The sequence below is a fragment of the Cellulomonas sp. APG4 genome (assembly GCF_009996735.1).
In the GTDB taxonomy this organism is placed as follows: Bacteria; Actinomycetota; Actinomycetes; order Actinomycetales; family Cellulomonadaceae; genus Actinotalea.
Window position 1 is genome coordinate 83,699 of record NZ_JAACYI010000008.1, and the last position, 15,754, is coordinate 99,452.

General features: G+C 74.2%; 18 protein-coding genes and 3 tRNA genes. 7 read left to right on the plus strand and 14 right to left on the minus strand.

The window, feature by feature from the left end; translation table 11 throughout:
* Nucleotides 1-33: 33 nt before the first annotated feature.
* Nucleotides 34-918 (minus strand): aminotransferase class IV, encoded by an 885-nt coding sequence (locus GXB85_RS08130; RefSeq protein WP_161917144.1) that lies wholly within the window; start codon nucleotides 916-918, stop codon nucleotides 34-36.
* A gap of 46 nt (nucleotides 919-964) precedes the next feature.
* Nucleotides 965-2,071 (minus strand): chorismate-binding protein, encoded by a 1,107-nt coding sequence (locus GXB85_RS08135; protein ID WP_370524097.1) that lies wholly within the window; start codon nucleotides 2,069-2,071, stop codon nucleotides 965-967.
* A 94-nt stretch (nucleotides 2,072-2,165) separates the two neighbouring features.
* Between GXB85_RS08135 and GXB85_RS08140 the strand changes: the two genes are divergently transcribed.
* The 3 genes from GXB85_RS08140 (at nucleotide 2,166) to GXB85_RS08150 (ending at nucleotide 2,461) form a co-directional block, all read left to right on the plus strand.
* Nucleotides 2,166-2,237, plus strand: a tRNA-Gly gene (locus GXB85_RS08140).
* Between the two features lie 51 nt (nucleotides 2,238-2,288).
* Nucleotides 2,289-2,359: transfer RNA gene (locus GXB85_RS08145), tRNA-Cys, on the plus strand.
* A 27-nt stretch (nucleotides 2,360-2,386) separates the two neighbouring features.
* A tRNA-Val gene (locus tag GXB85_RS08150) sits at nucleotides 2,387-2,461 on the plus strand.
* A gap of 61 nt (nucleotides 2,462-2,522) precedes the next feature.
* Here the strand turns inward: GXB85_RS08150 and GXB85_RS08155 are convergent.
* Genes GXB85_RS08155 through GXB85_RS08165 form a run of 3 tightly spaced genes read right to left on the minus strand, consistent with a single transcriptional unit; the run spans nucleotide 2,523 to nucleotide 4,673 of the window.
* Nucleotides 2,523-3,017 (minus strand): succinate dehydrogenase hydrophobic membrane anchor subunit, encoded by a 495-nt coding sequence (locus GXB85_RS08155; RefSeq protein ID WP_161917145.1) that lies wholly within the window; start codon nucleotides 3,015-3,017, stop codon nucleotides 2,523-2,525.
* The gene (locus GXB85_RS08160; protein ID WP_161917146.1) at nucleotides 3,004-3,567 is read right to left on the minus strand and encodes a hypothetical protein; all 564 of its coding nucleotides are present in this window, start codon (nucleotides 3,565-3,567) and stop codon (nucleotides 3,004-3,006) included. Before GXB85_RS08160 ends, GXB85_RS08155 begins: the two co-directional genes overlap by 14 nt.
* Complete coding sequence (locus GXB85_RS08165; protein ID WP_161917147.1) at nucleotides 3,564-4,673, minus strand: TerC family protein; 1,110 nt, start codon at nucleotides 4,671-4,673, stop codon at nucleotides 3,564-3,566. The genes GXB85_RS08160 and GXB85_RS08165 overlap by 4 nt, the downstream gene beginning before the upstream one ends.
* A 205-nt stretch (nucleotides 4,674-4,878) precedes the next feature.
* Between GXB85_RS08165 and GXB85_RS08170 the strand changes: the two genes are divergently transcribed.
* Nucleotides 4,879-5,175, plus strand: a complete 297-nt coding sequence (locus tag GXB85_RS08170; protein ID WP_161917148.1) for a winged helix-turn-helix domain-containing protein — start codon at nucleotides 4,879-4,881, stop codon at nucleotides 5,173-5,175.
* Between the two features lie 33 nt (nucleotides 5,176-5,208).
* Here GXB85_RS08170 and GXB85_RS08175 read toward each other — a convergent pair whose 3' ends face one another.
* Together GXB85_RS08175 and GXB85_RS08180 are read right to left on the minus strand one after the other, a co-directional pair.
* The gene (locus GXB85_RS08175) at nucleotides 5,209-6,012 is read right to left on the minus strand and encodes an SDR family oxidoreductase (protein ID WP_161917149.1); all 804 of its coding nucleotides are present in this window, start codon (nucleotides 6,010-6,012) and stop codon (nucleotides 5,209-5,211) included.
* A complete protein-coding gene (locus GXB85_RS08180; protein ID WP_161917150.1) occupies nucleotides 6,009-6,578 on the minus strand; it encodes a TetR/AcrR family transcriptional regulator in 570 nt (189 codons plus the stop codon). The genes GXB85_RS08175 and GXB85_RS08180 overlap by 4 nt, the downstream gene beginning before the upstream one ends.
* A gap of 90 nt (nucleotides 6,579-6,668) precedes the next feature.
* On the opposite strand from GXB85_RS08180, the gene GXB85_RS08185 reads away from it, so the two are divergent.
* Nucleotides 6,669-7,019, plus strand: coding sequence for a nuclear transport factor 2 family protein (locus tag GXB85_RS08185; RefSeq protein WP_161917151.1), 351 nt, complete (start codon nucleotides 6,669-6,671; stop codon nucleotides 7,017-7,019).
* On the opposite strand, the gene GXB85_RS08190 is transcribed toward GXB85_RS08185, so the two are convergent.
* The 5 genes from GXB85_RS08190 to GXB85_RS08210 all read right to left on the minus strand — a co-directional run bounded on the left by GXB85_RS08190 (nucleotide 6,995) and on the right by GXB85_RS08210 (nucleotide 13,108).
* On the minus strand, nucleotides 6,995-8,359 hold the full coding sequence (locus GXB85_RS08190; RefSeq protein WP_161917152.1) for a cytochrome P450: 1,365 nt from the start codon (nucleotides 8,357-8,359) through the stop codon (nucleotides 6,995-6,997). The genes GXB85_RS08185 and GXB85_RS08190 overlap by 25 nt on opposite strands.
* A 70-nt stretch (nucleotides 8,360-8,429) precedes the next feature.
* On the minus strand, nucleotides 8,430-9,473 hold the full coding sequence (locus GXB85_RS08195) for a hemolysin family protein (protein ID WP_161917153.1): 1,044 nt from the start codon (nucleotides 9,471-9,473) through the stop codon (nucleotides 8,430-8,432).
* The gene (locus tag GXB85_RS08200; RefSeq protein WP_161917154.1) at nucleotides 9,466-10,830 is read right to left on the minus strand and encodes a hemolysin family protein; all 1,365 of its coding nucleotides are present in this window, start codon (nucleotides 10,828-10,830) and stop codon (nucleotides 9,466-9,468) included. Before GXB85_RS08200 ends, GXB85_RS08195 begins: the two co-directional genes overlap by 8 nt.
* 104 nt (nucleotides 10,831-10,934) lie before the next feature.
* On the minus strand, nucleotides 10,935-11,744 hold the full coding sequence (locus GXB85_RS08205; RefSeq protein WP_161917198.1) for a sulfite exporter TauE/SafE family protein: 810 nt from the start codon (nucleotides 11,742-11,744) through the stop codon (nucleotides 10,935-10,937).
* Nucleotides 11,741-13,108 carry a rhodanese-like domain-containing protein gene (locus tag GXB85_RS08210; protein ID WP_161917155.1) on the minus strand — a complete coding sequence of 456 codons (1,368 nt, stop codon included), beginning with the start codon at nucleotides 13,106-13,108 and terminating at the stop codon, nucleotides 11,741-11,743. Before GXB85_RS08210 ends, GXB85_RS08205 begins: the two co-directional genes overlap by 4 nt.
* Nucleotides 13,109-13,253: 145 nt before the next feature.
* Between GXB85_RS08210 and GXB85_RS08215 the strand changes: the two genes are divergently transcribed.
* Nucleotides 13,254-13,478: a hypothetical protein gene (locus GXB85_RS08215; RefSeq protein ID WP_161917156.1), complete on the plus strand. Its 225-nt coding sequence runs from the start codon at nucleotides 13,254-13,256 to the stop codon at nucleotides 13,476-13,478.
* A 105-nt stretch (nucleotides 13,479-13,583) separates the two neighbouring features.
* On the opposite strand, the gene GXB85_RS08220 is transcribed toward GXB85_RS08215, so the two are convergent.
* A complete protein-coding gene (locus GXB85_RS08220; protein ID WP_161917157.1) occupies nucleotides 13,584-13,754 on the minus strand; it encodes a CsbD family protein in 171 nt (56 codons plus the stop codon).
* Between the two features lie 29 nt (nucleotides 13,755-13,783).
* On the minus strand, nucleotides 13,784-14,059 hold the full coding sequence (locus GXB85_RS08225) for a hypothetical protein (RefSeq protein ID WP_161917158.1): 276 nt from the start codon (nucleotides 14,057-14,059) through the stop codon (nucleotides 13,784-13,786).
* Between the two features lie 94 nt (nucleotides 14,060-14,153).
* Between GXB85_RS08225 and GXB85_RS08230 the strand changes: the two genes are divergently transcribed.
* Complete coding sequence (locus tag GXB85_RS08230; RefSeq protein ID WP_161917159.1) at nucleotides 14,154-15,740, plus strand: molybdopterin-dependent oxidoreductase; 1,587 nt, start codon at nucleotides 14,154-14,156, stop codon at nucleotides 15,738-15,740.
* The last annotated feature ends 14 nt before the right edge of the window (nucleotides 15,741-15,754 follow it).

Consider the following 15,754-nt stretch of genomic DNA (forward strand, 5'->3'; position numbering starts at 1 on the left):
GACCCCGATCCGACCCGGGACCCGAGGGGCGGCTCACGGGTCGACGTCGTCCGCGGCCCGCTGCGCGTAGAGGGTGCACGCCTGCGCCGTCAGCGGCCCGACGGCGATCCCGGTGCCGTCGAGCGCGGCCACCGGGACGGCCGTGCGGACCGAACCTGTGAGCATGAGGTGCGCGCTCCCTGCGACGACCTCGTCGAGCACGTCCCACCCGAGCTCTCCCGGGGCGGCCTCACGTACCGGGAGTCCGGCGGCACGTGACCACTCCAGGACGAGCTCGCGCGTGATCCCCGCGAGGCAGCCGGAGTCGAGCGACGGCGTGACGAGCTCGCCGTGCCGCTCCACGAACACGTTGCTCCCGGTCCCCTCGCACAGCTCACCCACCGTGTTCGCGAGCAACGCCTCGTCGCCGCCCTGCGCGACGGCGTGCGCGAGAGCCACCACGTTCTCCGCGTACGACGTCGTCTTGAGACCCGCGACCGCCGAGCGCTCGTTGCGGGTCCAGGGCACGCGGACCACACGGGCCGGGGCGGGCGCCGGGGCCGGTCCCGCCGCGAGGACCACCGACTGCTCGTCGGTCCCGGAACCCGCGAGGCGGCCCGAACCGAGGGGGCCGGGCCCGGCCGTGACTGTGATCCGCAACCGGGCGGCCCCCGGGGCCGCGGCGAGCACCTCGTCGACACCCGCGCGCACGAGCGCCTCGTCGGGCTCGGCGAGGCCCAGCCCGCGCGCCGAGCGCGCGAGCCTGCGCAGGTGGCGCGTGAGGGCGAACGGGACGCCGTCGACCACGCCGCACGTCTCGAAGACGCCGTCGCCCACGGTCAGCCCGTGGTCGAGCGGGGCGAGTGCGGGGACGGTGGCATCCACCAGGCCGTCGCGCGTCCAGACCACCGTGCGCACCTGCGCGTCGTCGTGCTGCATGCCTGCCTCCCCCGTGCCCGTCACGGCTCTCGTCCCGGGCACCCCATCATCGCGGACCGGTGCCGGCGAGGCCGATCAGCCGCGCCGCCTTGAGCTCGGTCTCGGCCCACTCCGCCCGCGCGTCGCTCCCCCAGGTGATCCCCGCACCCGTGCCGAACCGCAGCGTGCCCCGACCGGCCGGTCCCGCCTCCCACCAGAACGTTCGGATGCCGACTGCGAGCTCGGCGCGCCCCGCGTCTGCGTCGACCCACCCGACCGCGCCGCAGTACGGCCCGCGCGGCACGGGCTCGAGCGCCCGGATGAGCCCCAGCGCGGCATGCTTGGGGGCGCCCGAGACCGAGGCGGGCGGGTACGTCGCGGCGAGCACGTCACCCCAGGACGGGGCGGGCGAGCGCAGCCTGCCCCGCACCGTCGTCACGAGATGCACGAGACCGGGGTGCTGCTCGAGGTCGAGCAGCCGGGTCACCTCGACCGTGCCCGGGTCGCAGACGCGCTGGAGGTCGTTGCGCACCATGTCGGCGATCATCACGTTCTCGGCACGGTCCTTGGCCGTGAGCCCTGCCGGCTCGGCCGCCGTGCCCTTGATCGGCCCGGACTCGACCCAGCCGTCCCGCACCCGCCAGAAGAGCTCGGGAGAGGCGGTGACGACCCAGGCGCCCGCGTCGCCCTGCTGGGCGGGCACGTGCACCCCGCCCCCGTAGGGAGCGGGGTTGCCCGCCCGGAGCCGGGCGAGCAGGGCGGCTGCGTCGGCGTCCGCCTCGGGGAGATCCGCCTCGAGCACCCGGCAGAGGTTGACCTGGTAGACGTCCCCCTCACGCACGGCGCCGCGCACGGCCTCGACCGCGGTGCGGTAGGCGCGCTCACCGATCGACGTGCGCCAGGCCGACGCCGGTCCGTGCCAGGGCCCGCCGACGGGCGGGTCGACCCCCGGTGCACGGTCCACCTCGGCGAAGCGCCACGCGCGGACGCGACCCTCGAAGTCCCCCACGACGGCCCACCAGCCGCCTGAGGCGACCCGGTCCCCACGCGTCGCGAGGTCCACGCACTCGACGGCGCCGCGGGCGCGCACGCCGTCGAACCACGCCCAGCCGTCGGTGTCGCGCGAACCGCCGACCGGACCCGACAGGGTGCGTGGCGAGGGCTCGAGGGGCACGGCGACACGGTAGCCGTGCTGAGTTGGACGTTCGTCGTCGTGGTCGGTTAGAGTCTGGGACGCACACGGCGCCCGGGTGACCGGGCCGTGAAGTGCGGACGTGGCTCAGTGGTAGAGCATCACCTTGCCAAGGTGAGGGTCGCGGGTTCGAATCCCGTCGTCCGCTCGGAGGCGACATCCCACGGGGCACGGCCCCGGACGTGGACGTGAGCCTTGCGGTGGAGTGGCCGAGAGGCGAGGCAGCGGCCTGCAAAGCCGTCCACACGGGTTCGAATCCCGTCTCCACCTCGCGGATGCATCCCGGTAGTACCGCACGGGCGATTGGCGCAGCGGTAGCGCGCTTCCCTGACACGGAAGAGGTCACTGGTTCGATCCCAGTATCGCCCACCAGCACAGAAGCCCCAGGCCGTCGGCCTGGGGCTTCTTGCATGCATACGCCGGGCTGCGTGCGTCAGCCCGTGCAGAACGACGGCAGGAGGGCGGGATCCGCCCCCACCGGGCACGGGTCGAACGTGTAGATCACCAGCGTGCCGAGCGCCACCGTGACCACGGTGGCGGCCGTGACCAGCACCTTGAGCACGAGCCTGGCACGCGCCGACTCGGCGTAGTCGTCGATGATCGTCACGAGACCGTGCGCCCCGTGGAGCATCGCGAGCCACAGCATGACGAGGCTCCACAGCTGCCAGAACGGGTTCGACCACCGCCCGGCGACGAGTGCGAAGTCGATGGCGTTGATGCCGTCGCCGACGACGAGGTTGACCGTGAGGTGAGCGAGCACGAGGAACAGCAGCACCGCTCCCGAGACGCGCATGAACACCCACACCACGAGCCGTCGGCGGCCGGACCCCGGCGTGCCGGCCCGACGTGCGTGAGCGTCCGGGGCGCGGGGCGCAGGAACCACGGGGCGCCTCGGTGTGACACCCTGCTGCGGCTCAGTCCGGGACATGGCCGTCGCGCACGTCGAGGGCCCACGCCTCGAGCCCTGCCCAGCCGGCGCCCGGAGCACCACGGGCGGGCCACTGCGCCGCACGGTCCGGTTGCCCGCGACGCGCCCACCGATCGCGGGACCGCACGCCGACGACGACCAGCCCCGCGCGGGCGGGAAGGCGCGCCGCGACCGGGTCGGGCGCGACGAGGGCACGCGCGCCCGCCTGGCTCGCGGACCGCAGGACGGCCGTCGCGAGCGCAGCGGCGGGGTGCGCTCCGGTCGGTCGGTACGGCACGGCACGCCAGCGGATCTCCCCGTCGTGACCAGCGAGCGTGGGGGTCACACGCGCGACGACGGCCGAGGTCTCCTGGTCGCGGCGCCGTCGGCCACGCTCGAGCGTGGCACGGCGGAGAGTGGGCCCGAGCCGGGGCGTCGGCACCAGGAGGAGCAGCGGTCCGCCCGCGCCGGCCCAGCTCGCCGCATGGCGGGCCACCTCGACGGCGACGAGCGCGTCGGTGATCACCGCCGCCACGGGCGCGGTGCGAGGGGCTTCCTGCAGCAGGGTCATCGGTTCTCCTCCTTCTCGTGGACGGGCCGTGCGTGGGCGACGTGTGCGGTCGCCGGGTCGTGCGCGTCGTCGGGGCGAGGGGCCGGGCGTCCGCCGAGCGACCGACGGCGCAGGAGCGGCTCGGCCGCCGCGAGCTCCTCGTCCGTGGCGTACCGGAAGGGCGGGCGTGCAGGCGCCGGCGCCGGGCGGCGGCCCTGGCCGCGCGTCGCCAGGAGGCTCGCGACGACGGACGTGCCGAGGATCGTCGCCACCACGGCCAGCGAGAGGGTCGTCGGGACGTAGAGCACGTCGATCTTGAGGAGCATCTTGAGGCCCACCCAGATCAGCACGACGGCCAGACCGACCTTGAGGTAGACGAACCGGTGCATCAGGTCGGCGAGCAGGAAGTACATCGCCCGTAGCCCGAGGAGTGCGAAGGCATTGGCCGTGAACACGAGGAAGGGCTCGTCGGTGACGGCGAAGATCGCGGGGATCGAGTCGACGGCGAACACGACGTCGGTCACCTCGATCAGCACCAGGACCGCGAGGAGCGGTGTCGCCAGCACGGCACCCCCGGTCCGCACGAGCAACCGCTGGCCGTGGAAGGCGTCGGTCATGGGGACGTGGCGGCGGAAGAGCCGTAGCGTGCGCGAGGCCTCGGGGTCGAGGTGCTCGTCGCGCTGCCGGAGCATCCGGTAGCCGGTCACGAGCAGGAAGACCGCGAAGAGGTAGAGGATCCACCGGAAGTTCTCGATCAGCACCGCGCCCAGGGCGATGAACGCACCTCGGAACACCAGGGCCCCCAGCACGCCGAGGAACAGGACGCGGTGCTGGAGCTCCCGGGGGACGGCGAAGTAGGCGAAGATGATCGCCCAGACGAAGACGTTGTCGACCGCGAGCGACTTCTCGATCAGGTAGCCCGCGAAGTACTGCTGCCCGAGTGCCGCGCCGTACACCTGCCACACGACGAGGCCGAAGCCGACGCCGATCGCGACCCAGACGGCCGACCAGAGCGCGGCCTCGCGCACCTCGATGACGTGAGCGTGGCGGTGCGCCACGAGGTCGACGGCGAGCATGAGCAGGATCACGCCGAGGGACGCGAACCACAGCCAGACAGGGACATCCACGAGCGACCTCCGTCGGTAGGACCGACTGAAGGTCTCCCCCGGCCCGGCGGCCCGGCGCACCGGGCCGCTCCGCGGCCGGACTGACGACGCGCCGTCGTGGGGTACTCCCCTTCGTCTCGAGATAAAGGGCGAAGCGTGCTTCGTGCTTTGTCAATCAGCGACGGTGGACGACGGCGCCCATGCGCACCGCACCTACCCTGGTGCCATGACGGCCGAGCCAGCAGGCGCTGCCCCGGACTGGACCTTCGTGTCCAACCACGGGCACGTGCTGGTGTGCCTCGCCCTCGACCGACACATGCGCCTGCGGGAGATCGCGGAGCGCGTGGGCATCACCGAGCGGGCCGTGCAGGCGATCGTGCGTGACCTCGAGGACGCGGGCTACGTCCAGCGTGAGCGCGTAGGGCGCCGCAACGTCTACACGGTGCACGAGGACCGCCCGTTCCGGCACCCACTCGAGTCGGGCGTCGCCGTCGGGGAGTTCCTCCGCCTCGTCACGCGCTGACCGGCCTGCGCGGGCAGCACGGACCGTGACCGTTCAGCCCAGCAGGGTGCGCATACGCCGCGCGATCAGCTCGGTCGCCCGACGCGGCGAGAGGCGCGAGAGCCGGTCGAGGCCGCGCGCGTCCTTGCCGATGACGACGCGGAACGCGGCACGCTCGAGCCCGTCCACCAGCTGACGCGCGGCATCGGCCGGCGTGGTCATCGCCATGGAGGCGGCGCCCGGCTCCGTCGCCGTGCGCGTCAGGTCCGCCCCAGAGTTCTTCGCGATGTCGGTGCTGACCCCGCCCGGGAAGACCACCGTCACGTCGACCGTTGTGTCGATCAGCTCGGCGTAGAGCCCTTCGGTGAACAGCGTGACGGCCGCCTTGCTCGCGCCGTAGGCCGACTGGCCCGGCACGGGCGCGAGGGCGCCCATGCTCGAGACGTTGACGACGCACGCCGTCGGCCGCGTGAGGAGATCGGGCAGGAAGGTCGTGGTCACGTGCACCGTGCCCCAGAGGTTGACCTCGAACACCTTCCGCATCTCGGCGACGTCCAGATCGGCGACGCGGACGAAACGCTGGATGATGCCCGCGACGTTGACGACCCCGTCCACCTGGCCGTGGCGCGCGAGCACCTCCTCGCGCAGGGCCTCGACCTGCGCGCGCTGCGTCACGTCGACGACATGGGTGCTCAGGCGCTCGTCCGCCTCCGCGCGCTCCCGCGTGGCCTCGAGGCCGGGCTCGCTGAGGTCGACGGCAGCGACCCGCGCACCGCGCGCCAGCAGGGCGAGCACCACCTCCCTGCCGATCCCGTTCCCTCCGCCGGTGACGACGAGGACCTTCTGCGCGACCTTCACGGCGTGCTCCTTCCCTTGTCCGGACGGGCGGTCCAGGCGCGCCGCACGAGCGCCCGCGCCCGTGCGGCCGAGCCCGGGCGCTCGGCCGCCGGGAGGCTGCCGAGCGCACTCGAGAGCATGAGGAGCCCGAGCAGGACGTCGTCGGCGTCCACGTCAGGAGCGAGGGTGCCGTCGCGGTGACCGGCGGGCACGAGCCCGGCGAGCAGGGCCCGCACGCGCGCACCGAGCTCGGCCATCGCCGGGTCGTCGGCCGCCACGGCGTCCATGAAGGCGCTCGACCGCTCCGCCAGCTCGAGCGCCTCGGCGAGGACGTTCTCGAGCGTCGCGCCGGGCTCGGCCGCGAGGGACTCGAGCCGTTCGACGTTCTCGGTGAAGGCGGCGAGGACGAGCGCGCCCCGCTCGGGGAAGTGGCGGTACAGGCTGCCCTGCCCGACGCCGGCTCGGCGTGCGACCGCGGAGAGCGGCGCATGCAGCCCGCGCTCGGCGAAGACCTCCCGCGCGGCGCGGACGAGGGCCGTGCGACTGCGCGCCACGCCGTGGCCTCCGTGCTCCAGCGAACGCGTCATGACACTCCTCGTCCGAGCGGACAACCTTGTCCGCCTTCAGCGTAGCCCGCTCCGCGTGCGACGGGCCCGGTCGCCGCGGAGAGTGGGAGCATGCGGTCAACCCGGGAGACGCTCGAGTCGCACCTCGACCTGCGCCGGGCCGGCGACCTGGAGGCCGATCTCGAGCACAACTACGCCGACGAGGTCGTCCTGCTCTCGTGGGGCGAGGGCTCAGGTCGCGGCAAGGACGCTGTCCGTCGCCTCGCCGACGTGCTCGACCACTACCTGGGCGACGGCCGGTACACCTACGAGGAGCTCGTGGTCGAAGGCCCGTACGCCCTGCTCCGCTGGTCAGGCACGGCGCGGCACGTCAGCGTGCGCAGCGGGGTCGACTCGTTCCACGTGCACGACGGGCGCATCGTGGCTCAGACGATCCACTACGTCGCCGAGGACGAACGCTGAGCGAACCGCACGCGCAGACCGAACGGGCTCAGCGTTCCCGGGAGCGGCCGGTCGGCGGCGAGCGTGCGCGGTCCGGCCGGGGTGAGGTCGACCTGGTCGAGCAGGCGCGCCAGGAGCGCGCTCGTCAGCAGCAGGACGACGTCCTCCCCCGCACAGCGCGCCGGCCCGGCGCTGAACGGGACGTTCGGACCAGGCCCGGGGCCCGCGCCGTCGAGCCAGGCGTGCGGCGCGAACCGGTCCGCGTCCTGGTGGCCCCCGCCGCGGTGCAGCAGCGGCGCGTGGATCACGAACAGCGAGCCCTCCGGCACCGGGCCCGCGCGCCACGCCGTACGCCGGGTCGACTCGCGCAGCACGGCGGGCGTCGTCGGCCACAGGCGAAGGGACTCCTGGACGCACGCGCGCGCGAACGCCGCCGCGGGCCCGCATCCACGCGAGGCGGCCTCGACCCGTAGCTCCTCCGCTGCGCCCGGGTGGGCCGCCAGCAACGCCAGGGCCCGCATCGTCGCCATGCCGGCGGCGTCGAAGGCGAAGAGCCACTGCGGCACCTGCTCCACGGCGTCCGCCCGCGAGGTGCCGATCTCCCCCTGGACCTGTGCCGCGAGAGCGGCCGAAAGGCTCCCGGGCTCCGCGCTGTCGAGGTGACGGTCGAGCCGCGCGAGGAACCGTGCCCGCGTCCGCCGTCGACGCGGCAGGAAGCCCCAGTTGGCAGCCCGCCGCAGCACGGCCAGATCGTCCGTGACCCGGCGGTCGTCACGGGCGGACCCTCCGAGCACCACGGTCCGGACGAGCCGCCACCACGCGTCCGCGAAGGTGTCCCAGGTCAGCACACCGTCGTCTGCACGCGCTGCGGTGACGAGCTCGGCGGCGCACGCGGCGACGGCTGCGGTCATGAGCTCGGCGTGCCCGTGCACGGGGTTGCCCGTCTCGAGGGCGGCCTCGTTGAGCCGTCGTCGGGCGGGGCGGTCGCCGCCCTGTGAGATCAGGACACCGTGCGGTTCGAACTGGTCGAGGGCTGCACGCTTCTCATGCGTGGCCGGTGTGAAGGGCTCGGGCGTCCCGTCCAGCACGCGGCGGGCATCCGAACCGTCGAGGACGAGCACGATCCGGCGACCGGGTAGGCGGAGCCGCACCGGCCCCGCGCCGTGGCGGCGGCGCACGGCCTCGAGGGTCGCGACGGCCCGCCGATCCACGTCGACGGCCTCCAGCAGGCCCGTGATGCGAGGGCGACGGAGGATCAGGCCGCGGGCGATGAGGGGAACGAGCACCCCGGTGACCACCCGGGCCGTCTCGGCGGTCGAGGTGCGCGGCAACCTGCGTGGCCGTGCCGTGGACGATGACATGATCCGGGCGCTCCTTCGGCGAGGCATCTGCCCAGCGTCACGCTGGTGCGCGCGGCACGCACCTCGAGGCTCAGGCGCCGGCGTCCTGCGCGGCGTCGGCCACCTCGCCCACGAGGTGCTCGACGACGTCCTCGAGCATCGCGGCACCGAGCACGCTGCCTCGACGCGTGACGAGAGCCACGTGCGAGCCACGGGCCTGCATCGCCGCCAGGGCGTCCTCGAGCGTCGCACCCGCCGCGATCGTCGCGAGCGGCCGCACCACCCGCGCGGGCACGGGGCGCACACGCTCGTCCTCGTCGAGCCCGAGGACGTCCTTGAGGTGCAGGTAGCCCACGAGCTCGCCGCCGGGACTGCTCAGCGGGAAGCGCGAGAAGCCCGTGCGCACGCACTCCGCCTCCGCCTGCTCGGCGGTCACGTCCACCGGCAGCACCACGAGCTCGTCGCGCGGGACCGTGACCGCCGAGACCTTCTCGAGGCCGATGCTCAACGCCGAGGTGAGCAGCTCGTGCTCGTCCTCGTCGAGCAGCCCCTCCTGACGCGACTCGGCGATGAACGCCGCGACCTCGTCGGCTGTGAACGCCGACGCGACCTCGTCCTTGGGCTCGACGCGCAGCATCCGGAGCACCACGTTCGCGCACCAGTTCAGGGCGACGATGAGCGGACGCAGCACGAGCACGATGCCGTAGAGCAGGGGCCCCAGGGCGAGTGCGGAGCGCTCGGGCCCCGCGATCGCGATGTTCTTGGGCACCATCTCGCCCAGCACCATGTGCAGGAAGACGACGATGGTCAGGGCGATGGCGAAGGCGATGGTGTGCAGCAACGCACCCTCGATCCCCACGGCGGCGAGCGGGACCTCGAGCAGGTGGGCGACGGCGGGCTCCGCGATGGCACCGAGCCCCAGCGAGCACATCGTGATCCCGAGCTGCGCGCCGGCCATCATCAGCGAGACGCGTTCCATCGCACGCAGCGTGAGCCGGGCGGCGCGCGAACCGGTCGCGGCGCGTGGCTCGATCTGCGTGCGCCGTGCGGCGATGAGCGCGAACTCGGCGCCGACGAAGAAGGCGTTGCCGGCCAGGAGCGCGACCGCCACGAGGAGCGCGGTGAGATCAGCCACGGTCGTCCTCCTCGGTGTCCTCGACCGCGAGCAGCAGACGGTCGACGCGCCAGCCGTCGAGGCGGGTCACGGTCAGGCGGACGAGCACCGGTCGGCTCAAGCCGTCCGGATCGCGCCGCGTCGTGTCCCGTCCCTCGAGCACCACCTCGTCGCCGAGCTCGGCGAAGCGCTCCAGGCGCTCGGTCACGAGGCCACCGAGGGTGTCGGACTCGCGCGCCTCGGGCAGCTCGAGGCCCGTCGCCTCGCCCGCCTCGTCGGGCCGCAGGAGGCCCGAGAGCGACCACCGGTGCTCACCGACGCGGCGGTGCGCGCTCAGCGGTCGGTCCTGCTCGTCCTCGATCTCCCCGACCAGCTCCTCGACCAGGTCCTCGAGGGTGAGGATGCCGTCCGTGCCGCCGTACTCGTCGACCACCACGGCCATCTGCAGCCCCTGCCGCAGCACGGCCAGGGTCGCGTCCAGGGGCATCGTCGAGGGCACGGCGGGGAGGTCGCGCAGCACCTCACCGATCGTGCGGGTCGAACGCTCGGGCGCGGGCACGGCGAGGGCGTCCTTGAAGTGCACGACGCCGCGCAGGTCGTCCACGTCGTCGCCGAGCACGGGGAACCGTGCGTGGCCGGTGCGCGCCGCGAGCGCGAGGACGTCACCCACCGGTGCGTCGTGCTCGAGGAACCGCACGCGCGGCCGCGGCGTCATCGCGTCGGAGGCTGTGCGCTCACCGAGCGCGACCGAGTGCGCGAGCCGGTCGGCGGTCTGGGCGTCGAGCAGGCCGTGCTCGGCCGAGCGGGCGGCGAGCGAGCCGAGCTCCTGGGCCGAACGGGCCGAGGCGAGCTCCTCGGCGGGCTCCATCCCGAGGGCACGCACGATGCGGTTCGCGCTGCCGTTGAGCACCGTGAGCAGCGGGCCGGCAGCCCAGGTGAAGGCCCGCTGGGCGCCCGCGACGGCACGCCCGACGCGCACCGGCTCCGAGATGGCCCAGTTCTTCGGCACCAGCTCGCCGAAGACCATCTGGGTGGCGGTCGCGAGCAGGAAGGCCACCGTGAGGGCGGTCGCGGCCGCTGTCTCCTCGGGCAGCCCCCAGGAACCGAGAGGCCCGCGCAGCAGCGTCGCGACCGACGGCTCGGCGATGAAGCCCACCACGAGGCTCGTCACGGTGATGCCGAGCTGGGCGCCCGAGAGCTGCGTCGAGAGCCGGTCGAGGGCCGTGCGGACCGAGGCGGCACGGCGGTCGCCGTCGGCCGCGAGCCGCGCGATCGTCGGACGGTCGACCGTGACGAGCGCGAACTCGGCGGCGACGAACACGGCATTGGCCACGACGAGGCCGAGCGCGAGCAGGAGGAGGAACCACTCGGGGCTCACCGGGGACGTGCACCCCCTCGACGCGTGGGGTCAGCCGTGGTCGGCGAGCAGTCGTCCATGCGCCACGACGATACGGGCTCACCGCCGGCACGGCAGATCGGTGCTCAGCCGAGCAGGTCCAGGACGCTGCGCACGGCCATGGAGAGGGCGACCGCGACCAGCAGCACCGTGAAGCCCAGGTTCAGCCTCGCAGGGCTCACGCGGCCGACGACGCGGCTGCCCAGCAGACTCCCGCCCACCGCGGCGACGGTGAAGGCACCGAGCAGCCCCCAGTCGAGGTCGCCCGCACCCGCGAGCCGCGCGGAGAGCGCGACCGCGCTGTTGACGGCGATGACGACGAGAGAGGTGCCCACCGCGACGCGCATCGGCAGCCCGAGCGCGAGGACCAGCGCGGGGACCACCGCGAAGCCGCCGCCGACGCCGAAGAAGCCGGTCAGGAGCCCGACCCCGGTGGCCGTCGCGACCAGGAGCACGACGTGCCGCCCGCTACGGGTACCCGCGTCCGCCGTCGTGCCGCGTGCGGCGCCTGCAACGTCGCGCGCCGCACGCCGTCGACGCGCTGTCATCAGCCCGGCGACGACGAGCATGAGCGCGGCGAACCCCGCGAGCAGCACGGCGTCGGGCACCCCGGCCGACAACCACGACCCAGCGACGGCGCCGCCCGACCCGAGCGCGCCGAAGGTGAGCCCCCGGACGACCCGGACGCGCCCCGCCCGCTGGTGCGGGACGGCCCCGACGAGGGCCGTCACGCCCACCACCACGAGCGATCCGGTGGTGGCGGTCAACGCGTCCTGCCCGAAGAGGTGGACGAACGCCGGGACCGCGAGGATCGAGCCGCCGCCGCCCAGCGCCCCGATGCTCAGCCCGATGAGCAGCCCGAGCGGCAGGGCCAGCGCGAGGTCGGCCGCGTTCAGGCGACAGCTCCGACGAGTGGCACGCCGGCGTCGCCGGCGTGCTCGTCGAACACGTCGTCGACGTGCACGACCCGGTGGCCGCGGGCGAGGAGCAGCGAGGCCGCGATGGACGCGCGGTACCCGCTCGCGCAGTGCACCCAGAGCTCCCCGGCGGGCACCTCGTCGGCCCGCACCAGAAGCTCATGGAGCGGCACGTGGACGGCGCCCTCGAGGTGACGCGCCGTCCACTCGCTCGCGCGACGGACGTCGAGCACCGTCACGGGGCGGTGGTGCCGCACCTGGGCGAGGTCGGCGAAGGTCGCCCGGTGCACCTGCGCGAGCGGGCCGTCCGTCCAGTCCTCCGGTCCGCCGGTGGCGGCCGCGGCGGGGCGGTCGATACCGATCCGGACGAGCTCGCGCTGGGCCTGCGCCACCTGCTCCGCGGTCTCGCCCAGGAGCGTCACCGGTGTGCCCCACGGGATCAGCCAGCCGAGGTACGTCGAGAACTGGCCGTCCGTCCCGAAGTTGAACGTCCCGGGGACGTGGCCCGCGGCGAAGGCGGTGCGCGTGCGCAGGTCCACGAGCCACTCGCCGTCCGCGAGCCGTCGCGCGAGCTCGCCGGCGTCGGCGGGAGCCGGCGGGCTCAGGTCGGGCGCGTCGGGTCCCGCGGCGTTCGCCGGGCCCATGTGCACGTAGTACGCCGGGTAGGCGTCGAGCCCTGCCACGATCTCGTCGACGTAGTCCTGCTCGTCCTTCGTGAGGGCGGGGTTCGCCCGGCGCTCGTCCCCGATCGTCGAGGACGTCGCGCCGTCGGTGGTCGCGGTCGCGGAGCAGAAGCTGCCGAAGCCGTGGGTCGGCATCACCCGGGTCTCGTCGGGGAGCTCGGCCGCGAGTCGGCGCGCGGAGGCGTACTGGTGGTGCGCGAGCTCGTGGGTGTGGTCGCCGCCCAGCAGGTCGGGGCGACCCGTCGAGCCGAACAGGAGCGACCCGCCCGAGAACACCGCGGGCTCGTCACCCTCGAGCACGTAGGACAGGTGGGTGAAGGTGTGGCCCGGGGTGTGCATCGCGCGCAGCCGCAGGGACCCCGTCGCGATCACGTCACCGTCCCTCACCGGGACGCGCTCGTACGCGACGTCGTCGTCGGCCCCCACGACGTACGCGGCGCCCACCGCACGGGCGAGGGCGAGGCCGCCCGTCACGTAGTCGTTGTGGATGTGCGTCTCGACGACGTGCGTGATCCGCACGCCCTCGGCGGCGGCCAGCTCGAGCACGCGATCGATGTCGCGCTGCGGGTCGACGACGACGGCGACCTCGCCGTCGTGCACCAGGTAGCTGCGATCCCCCAGCGACGGGGTCTCGATGGGGACGATGGTGGTCCGTGTCATGTCTCCTCCTCGGGTCACCTGGGGAACCATACCCCTGGGGGTATTGTTCCATGGACTCCCGGCGTGCCAGAGGTCCTACGTCTGCGGCGTCCGGACCGCGCACAGTGGAGAGGTGCTCTTCGTCTGCTCGTGCACCCACGACCCCGTGACCCGCGTCCTCACCGTCCGCTTCTGCTCCCCCAGCAAGGAGCAGCGCCTCGCGCTCGAGTACCGCGACGTCGACGCCGAGCTACACCGGCGGATGCTCGCGGCACGTCCGCACTGGCAGCGTGTCCTCGAACGCGAGATCGCACCCACGCACGCGGTGCGACGGGTCGGCGAGCACTCGTGGCGAGAGCCCGCCGCCGCCGCGCCCGCGCCGGCGCACTGAGCCGGGCCCGCACCCCGTCCGAGGGCTGGACCGTCGCTCGGAGCAAGGCCCGGACGCAGAACGGGCCGGACCCGACGAGCGGATCCGGCCCGGCTGATGTGCACGTCAGCGGAAGGCGTCCTTGACCTTCTCCCCCGCCTGCTTGAGGTTCGCCGAGGTCTGGTCCTTCTGGCCCTCGGCCTCGAGGTCGCGGTCGTCGGTCGCGTCGCCGAGCGCCTCCTTGGCCTTGCCCTGCCACTCCTCGCCCGCGTTGCGGGCCTTGTCGTCGACACCCATGGCGCCTCCTTCGGTCGGGTCACTCGAGGCTAGGCCGCGCACCCGGTCCCCGCGCGTCGAGCGACGTCTCCGTGCACGTGGGTGAGCGCGACGAACACCTCGTCACCCGGCACGCCCACGTGCGCGGCGAGCACGCGCGCGAGCCCGGCGAGCGTAGGCACGAGGTGCTCGACACCGACCCGTACGACACCGCGCTCATCCGGGAACGCCACCTCGGCCCAGAAGCACTCGAGCACGCGGTCGTAGCCCCAGGAGCCGCCCCACGGGTGCGGTCCCGGTGCGACGAAGGCGTGCCCACCGTCCATGGCCCCACCCTGCCTTCGACCACCGACACGCTCGGCGTACGCGGCGCTCGCCCCGAGGGGTGACACATCCGAGGGTCGCGGGAGAGGCTGGCACATGACCACCGAACCACCGCAGGTCCGGGCCCACCCGCCGGAGGGCCCCGCGGACGCGTCGTCGGACGCGCGCGGCGCCCTCGCCCTCGCGGGCGTCCTCGCCGCCGGCCTCACGCTCGGCACGGCCCACCTGGTCGCGGCGATCGCCGCACCTGGCTCCTCGCCGCTCGTCGCGGTGGGCGGCATGGTCGTCGACGCGTCGCCTGCGTGGCTCAAGGACGCGGCGATCGCCGCGTTCGGCGTGCACGACAAGACCGCCCTCTTCGTCGTCACGGGCCTGGTGATCGCCGCCGTCGCCGCCGCGATCGGCCTGGTGGCGCGACGGCGCGCGGGACTCGCGACCGGTCTCGTGCTCGCCCTCGGCGCGCTGGGCGCGGCAGCTGCCGCGCTGCGCCCCGACGCGTCCGCGGCCTCGGTGCTCCCGGCTGCGGTGGGTGCCCTCGCCGGGGCGGGCGCGCTCCGCGGCCTCGTGCTGCGTGCCGCCCCCGCACCCACCCGCCACCCCGGCCCGGGCCCCGACAGGCGTGCGTTCCTGGGCCTCGCAGCGGTGGTCGCCGCCGCAGGCGTGCTCACCGCCGCCGCGGGCGTCGCCGTCGAGGGCCTCGGCCGCGCCGCGACGGCTGCGCGTGACCTCGTCCGCCTGCCGCGTGCGCGGACGCAGGCTCGCGCGGTCCCCGCCGCGGCGCAGTCGCCCGTGCCGGGAGTCGTGCCCTTCGTGACGCCCAACGGGGAGTTCTACCGCATCGACACCGCGCTGACCGTGCCGCGCGTCGACCCGCAGACCTGGCGGCTGCGCGTGCACGGCCTCGTCGACCGCGAGGTCGAGATCGGGTTCGACGAGCTGCTCGCCTCGCCGCTGGTCGAGGCCCACGTCACCCTCGCGTGTGTGTCCAACCCCGTGGGCGGCGACCTCGTCGGCAACGCCACCTGGTTGGGCCTGCCGATTCGTGAGGTGCTGGGCCGGGCCGGGCCACTCCCCGGCGCCGACATGGTGCTCTCGCGCAGCGTCGACGGCTTCACGGCCTCGACACCGCTCGAGGTGCTGCTCGACGACCGCGACGCCCTGCTCGCCGTCGGGATGAACGGCGAGCCCCTGCCGCTCGCGCACGGCTTCCCCGTGCGCATGGTGGTGCCGGGCCTCTACGGGTTCGTCTCAGCGACCAAGTGGCTCGCCGAGCTCGAGGTGACCCGCTTCGCCGACCAGCAGGCGTACTGGACGGTGCGCGGCTGGTCGGAGCGCGGGCCGGTCAAGACCTCCTCGCGCATCGAGGTGCCAGCCGACGGCGCGGCGCTCCCGGCGGGCGACGTCGCCGTCGGCGGCACCGCATGGGCCCAGCACACCGGCATCGAGGCGGTCGAGCTCAGCGTCGACGGCGGACCGTGGGAGCCCGCCGAGCTCGCCGCGCAGGTGGGGCTCGACACCTGGCGGCAGTGGTCGTGGACGTGGCGCGACGCGCGCCCCGGGAGCCACGAGCTGCGGGTCCGAGCGGTCGACGCCTCGGGGGTCACGCAGACCGGCGAGGTGGCGCCCGTGGTGCCCGACGGCGCGACCGGATGGCACACGGTGGGCGTCACCGTCACCGGGTGAGCCCGCGCGTCACG